Annotated in this window: 3 protein-coding genes; all 3 read left to right on the forward strand. The window is 36.9% G+C overall.

Going from position 1 to position 6,551, the window contains the following annotated elements; genetic code table 11:
- On the forward strand, positions 1 to 180 hold a 180-nt coding region (locus B2X72_RS10765), incomplete at its 5' end, for a hypothetical protein (protein WP_286849585.1).
- A gap of 546 nt (positions 181 to 726) precedes the next feature.
- On the forward strand, positions 727 to 4,626 hold the full coding sequence (locus tag B2X72_RS10770; protein ID WP_115049153.1) for a hypothetical protein: 3,900 nt from the start codon (positions 727 to 729) through the stop codon (positions 4,624 to 4,626).
- A gap of 126 nt (positions 4,627 to 4,752) precedes the next feature.
- A partial coding sequence (locus tag B2X72_RS10775) for an AAA family ATPase (RefSeq protein ID WP_286849588.1) occupies positions 4,753 to 6,551 on the forward strand: 1,799 nt, incomplete at its 3' end.

The following is a 6,551-nucleotide window of genomic DNA, read 5'->3' on the forward strand; positions in this document are numbered from 1 at the left end:
ATTAGACAAACAATGCTACTGGATGACCTCATGAAGACAGTAACAAAATCTGGTGGAACAATGCTTTCAAAGGCTGTCATTGAGAAAGTACGCGAGCTTTTTCACTCTGGCGAATTGGAAGGTTCAGAGCCTTTCGAGAAGATTTTGAAAATGTATAAAGATATAGGTATCAATATTTGATGTGTCTGACAACAATAGATGGCTGACGCCTTTAGTACCTGCATTGCCGTGTTAGAAAGAACAATAACATCGACCTTTCTTCAGTATACCAGTGGGAAAATCTCTGGTCAAAATTTCTACTATATTCTGATTATTCTTAAGTATGAGATGCCTTTCAACTTGCAGCGATATGTTTAAAGATCAGTTGCGGTAATCTTCATTAAATTAATAATCAAATTTTCAGTTTATATCCATCAATGGTGGGCACCTTCAAATGACCAATCTCGAAGATTTTTTTGCTCAGATTGGAACGTCTTTAGATTGTCTAATGACACAAAATATTCGGAAATAGATACGATTTCTAGCTCTTTATCTGCATTCACAAATTAATTTCAATACGGTTTCCCGCATTTCAAACTTTATAGTGTTGGTATATTTGTTCACTGGATAGCAGGTAAATCTCTCAACAGTATAAAGCATAATGCGGATAGGTTTTTGATATTGTCATTATGAAAAACGAGGAACATTTGCCATCTTTAGGTTTAAGCCACTATAATTAACAGAAATATGGAAATTACCCCCTCGACTCTAAATAAAATCAACGAATCGTTAAGCGGTCTACTTCAGCGCAGAATTGGTGGGTCAGTGAATATAAAAGGCATACACTACCAAGTCCTATATGGTTGTTATATCCTTCTAAAGGAGCTATCAGACAGTACAAACATACGCACTGTAACATTAGAAGGGATTGAAGATATTGATCTGAATTGTTCTAAGATATATGCTAATGACAGTGTTTATATCCAGCTCAAATCCTCTGTCAATAAAATGGATGCAGGTTCATTCTGGACTATGGGCGTTCTACAAAATTTTATCGACGCTTATCTAATAAGCTCTCAAAGTAGATTTAAATTGGTTTACAATATGCATATTGCGAATGGTAACCTATCTACACTTATCAACCGAAAGGAAAAGGCTGTTGTACCAAATTTCTGGATTGAGAAAATTAAGACTTATAATGCCAATGTTGATTGTAACGATTTTTTCAGCAAGGTGTCCTTTGAATTTCAACCTTTAAATGACCTATACGCAAAGATCCAGGCTATTTTAATCAAGGATTGGAACATTAACATCGGTACTGAGCTACAGTTCCTAAGATCAATTTTTTATCATATTCTCATCTGGTCGAAAGAGCGAAAGAAAATCACTTATCTCGACTTAAATGCAGTTATACAAGAAGTAAAAGATTCTTACTCTAAAGCGCACACAAATGAGGCAGTAAAAAATAACTGGATCATAAAAGTAGATTATGATTCAAAACATAACTATAAAGCAGAGGATTATTATGATGGAAAAGCTGCAAGACCGCAACATATCGCCTTAGGGTTACCTGTGAAAAGAAAAGTGTGGCAAAAGCAGATCATCGGAAATGTAAGCAGCTCGGATGTAGTGCTTATTAAATCGTCAAGTGGCCAAGGCAAATCGACACTGGCTTGGCAAACTGGATTCCAATTATGTACTGCATTTACTGTATATCAAATTAATAACTGCAAAAGCTCAGCCGAAGTAAATTCTATTGCAGAGTTTATCGAATCTAGAATTTTGATTGGTGAAATACTATTGGTTATTATTGATGGCCTTACAACCGCTGTCGAGGCCTGGCCTGAGGTTGTCAGAAGGACTATGGACACAACTGCTAAGTTCATAATTACCTCACGTGAGGAAGATTGGCATCGCTATGGTGCAGATATCTCCAGGATTAATATTTCTATTGTTGATATTTACCTGAGCTTTAAAGAAGCTGGAGATATCTATGAACAACTTAAAAGAAAAGGAAAAATATATCCAGGAATTAAGGAATGGCAACCTTTATGGGAACGAGTCAGCCAAAAAGGTCTTCTGATCGAATTTACATTCCTTCTTACGCAGGGTCAAATGATTGAGGAGAGATTAAGCTACCAGTTAAACGCTCTCCACAATACAAAGTCTTCGGGAGCTAAATTGGAAATTTTACGGATGGCAACTCTTGCGGATTGTCTATCCATCCGGTTAAAAACATCAGTATTACTGAAATATGTGAAAGACGAGATTGGATTCGATCAGGATCGTGACTTTATTATCAGCGAGCTTGAAAAAGAGTATTTAATAAACTTTGATAGCCAATATATTGAAGGCCTTCATCCTATAAGATCTGGCCATATGAAAAATCTGCTGCATAAAAATATCCCCATTGAGATGTCACTCATCAATCTATTTAAATTGATCGATAGCGATAGTAGAAGACATGATTTTTTTATCAATGCCCCCGATCTCTTAACCAAAGATAATAAACAGCAATACTATGACGGGATAGCAGAGCTGCTATACGAAGGTAAATACTCTGACATGGTGTATGCGCTTGACGGCATTATGCATAGTGAACCAAGGAGATACTGGTCGGAAAATCGGGCTGTTTTTGATGAAGCATACAGCTTGGGCGGTATCGAGATTTTTTCATTGGGTACAGTTCCTTTCAGTAAAATTGACTCCTTAGAACAATTTGCAAATTTAAACTGGGATAAAGCTGCAACATTCAGACGTTTTATAGAATTAAAACAAAAGCTTCCTACCTACAGTTTTGAAAATACAGAAGTATTTCTATTTGCTAAAGTCCTACAAGCTAAATTAAATCAACGGAAAACCCTGCCTGAATCGTATGAGGGGCTTGAATTTCTAATACGCTGGTTCAATGCTTTAAATATAAACACCACCTTTCCATCTGTAAGCCAATCAATTACCATATCAAATATTGTTGAATTACCCCTAAATGAAGCTAAAGAGTTAATGCTTTATTTTCGGATCAGTGATCTTCCGACATATCAGAAATTTATAGAAATTAACCGAAATGTACTTATAAGTTACCTGAAGTATCATACAGGGTCGTTAACCATTGAAGAAGCTGATGGAAATGTTCAAATGAACTATGTGCTCGCAGATAACGAGCTGGATAGGATAAATGAATTAAGTATGTATCGGATAAATTTAATGCATGCATTTTTCCCCTATTTCAATCTCTATTCAACCGAAGCTATACTGCTTCCGTTTCCATCGGAAGAAATAATTGCTGTTACACGTAATGCGTCAATTAAAAAGCTGTCCTCTGAGGCAATAGGTGATACATTTAACCAGCACTTAAATAAGCTTTGGACAGTAGCTATTACTAGGAACTATGAAGAAGGATCGGCATACGCTTGGCAAAACAGCATCCTCAATGTTCGTCAGTTAGGGATAGCCTGGGCGAAAAATTCGATCACATTCGTAGACTCTCTTTTAGAAGGTAATTTAGAAAAACGAAAAAAATCTGCTTCGACTATAGACCAAAGAAAGAAGGAGCTGGCTAATGCGCTAGCGCTGAGAAAAGCCTATCCAAGCTATGAGAGGAAGTACTTTGAACCCAAAGACTTTGCAGATGAACAGGCCACCATTGACAGCTGGCTCGACTCTCTCGCTAAGTTTAACAGTCAATTGTTGAATATATTTTTGCCAGAAGATGAACAAGCAAGACATGTTGCTTTAATAAATCTAAAAGCGCTTTACTTGGATCTCCAAAAAATGCAGCAGGCCTTTGCTCAAATGGAACATAAGACGATAGCCTATTTTGATTCAGGGAGCCTTTGCATTGATGAAAATACAACATATAAGCGTATGTATACAAGTGTTCTTTACTATGTCTCTCATCTCCCACTGGAATTGACTGGCCTAGTCCATGTAGGACGTGTAGCTGTGGAAGATTGGTGGAAAACTGAAGAGTCGAAACTGATAAGACATGTAGACAGGATACTAAAAAAAGTCGAACAGTCAACGACTTATAGGTTTATCACATCCAACTCTTCTATCGAGACAAGCACTTTAACCTATTACACATTTGGTGTTGAAAATATAGACCTAGCGGATGCAGATGTAATTCTATCATTGTCTTCAGCCCTATCTGGTTTAAAAGAAGCTGCCTGCGACTTTTTTACTATAATCAGCGTAAAAAATAGTACGGCGACTGGAGCTGTTAGGTTCAGAAGAGATTTTTTTTCAGCACTATCATCCTATATAAGTGGTGACCCAAACATTTCACTAAAGGGATTATTTCCTCTGCCGGTCGCGTTGAGCGCTGAAATCTTATCTACACTACCTGATATAAGTATGCCGGATATTCCCAATGCAACCAAAAAGATGGAAATGCAAGTGAAGATATTGATTGAACTATGGCAGTTGTCAGAACATCGCATCCGTCTCAATAAAAAATCTGAAATTGAAGAAAAATGGCTTGAAGAGGCAGAGTATGAATATGCTGCAAAGATCCAAAACTCATTGTCTGAAATTACGGATGCTAATACTTCATTTACTCATTTTTTATCGGAAGGTCTCAGAAGAGAAATGACTTATTCCAAAGCTCAGATTCTGGCTGCTTTGCACGAATGCTTACAGATAAAATAGTGTTGGCTCAGCTGACTGACAGCTATAAACTAATTTAATATTTATAAATACAAATATATAGTTCCAAAATTACAAGTTAAGCTCAAATATATTTTGGACTCCCCTAATCGATAAACTTAAAAAAATATGTTCTCAGAAATTGTTGACTGGGTTGAACAAAAGCCCCATTTCTGGCAAATTGCCATAGAAAGACTCATTCGTAATAATACACTCACGAGAAGTGATTTGGATGAGATAAAAAATGTATGTAAAACAGAAAACGGATTACTCAACGTATCGTATACGCCTGTAGATTTTGTCTCATTACGGTCATTTATTGCAGCTTCTACCACAAGTTCCAATATCACATTATCCAAGATTCATAGCATACAAAACATTAATGCCTTATCTGGCGGTGCAAGTTTAGAATTTTCAGACACAGGATTATCAGTTGTATATGGAGATAACGGTTCCGGAAAATCAAGTTATACATCTATACTGAAACATGTTTGTAATACCAGAGGGAGCAAACCGCAAATTAATCCAAACCTTTATAATTCATCAGGCTCTTCAATAGCCAGCCAAGCCCTGGTTGAATATTTGGATAGTAGTGGAACTAGCAAGACTATTTCGTTAGTAAATGGTTCGGTCAGTGATGGCGCGTTAAAAAAGATTAGTGTGTTTGATTCTTTCAGTGCACAGCATTACATTGCTGGAGAAGATGAGATTGCATTTATACCTAGCGGCCTCGCTTTGATTGAAAAATTTGCGTTATGTCTGAAAACAATTGAAGAAGAATTAGAGGTAGAAAGCATTTCATTGGCTGGCGGAAAATTCGATGTCCAATTGTTGCATATCGAAGATAACACCAAGGCCAAGGTGTTTATAGATGGGCTAAACCATTCCACCACGCGGGCTCAAATTTGGAGTGCATGTTATTGGGATGCTACCAAAGAACAGAGAAAAAAAGATCTTTCATCTGCAATTTTAGCTTTGATGGCAACAGATCCTTTAACGGCTATTTTGAACAACACCGCGAAGATAAATCGCCTTAAAGTTCTAAAAAACAAGTTTAAATCACTTGAAACAAACCTGTTAACTCCTGAGGCAGTAGATCAAATTGCAACAGTTTTAAGCGACTATAAAACTACAGCAGAAGCATTAAGAATATCTTCTGAGGACGCATTTTCTAACTTACCAATGAACAAAGTTGGAGGTGATACCTGGAAACAATTATGGGAGAGTGCTCGTAAATTCTACAATGAAAGCAAAAATTCGGAAGTTTTTCCTGAAACGGAAGTTGAAAGTAATTGTCCCCTATGTTTACAGACATTGAATGCTGAAGCAAAAGGTAGATTCAAATCTTTTGAAGAATTCATTAAACTTGATACCCAACAACTTTTCGATAGTGCTGATCAGCTATATAATGCTCAGATTAAATCTTTGGAAGACCTTAATTTCGATTTTGCGAGTTTCGAACCAACAATAGCTGAACTCGAATCAGATGACCCAGACTTTAGACGCAAGAATGTGACCTATATTTCCGAACTAGAAAGAGTTCGGAATTTACATTTAAAGAATCTTCGTGAGAAATCGGACCCGTTAATGCCGATACCTGAATTGACAGAAAACTCAAAGGAATTTATAGAAAGTATAATAGCTCAGCTGGAGACAGAAAACGTGCGATTGCAATCTTTATCCATAGCAGATGAATTGCAGCCGCTAGAAGATGAGTTCAGAGAACTGAATAATACGGAAAAACTTCGTGCATCATATTCTAGAATAGGAAGAGAAGTCTTTCGTCTGAAAAAGGCAAAAATGCTTGCAACTTGTAAAGGTCAGTGCCATACTAGAACTTCTACGTCGCTGAGTAATCAGCTCGCCTCTTCTTACGTAACTCAGACATTGCAAAGCAAATTTCAGGACGAACTTCGGGTACTTGGATT

Origin of the sequence: Sphingobacterium sp. UBA7253 (assembly GCF_002472745.1) — a bacterium.
Taxonomy (GTDB): Bacteria; Bacteroidota; Bacteroidia; order Sphingobacteriales; family Sphingobacteriaceae; genus Sphingobacterium; species Sphingobacterium siyangense.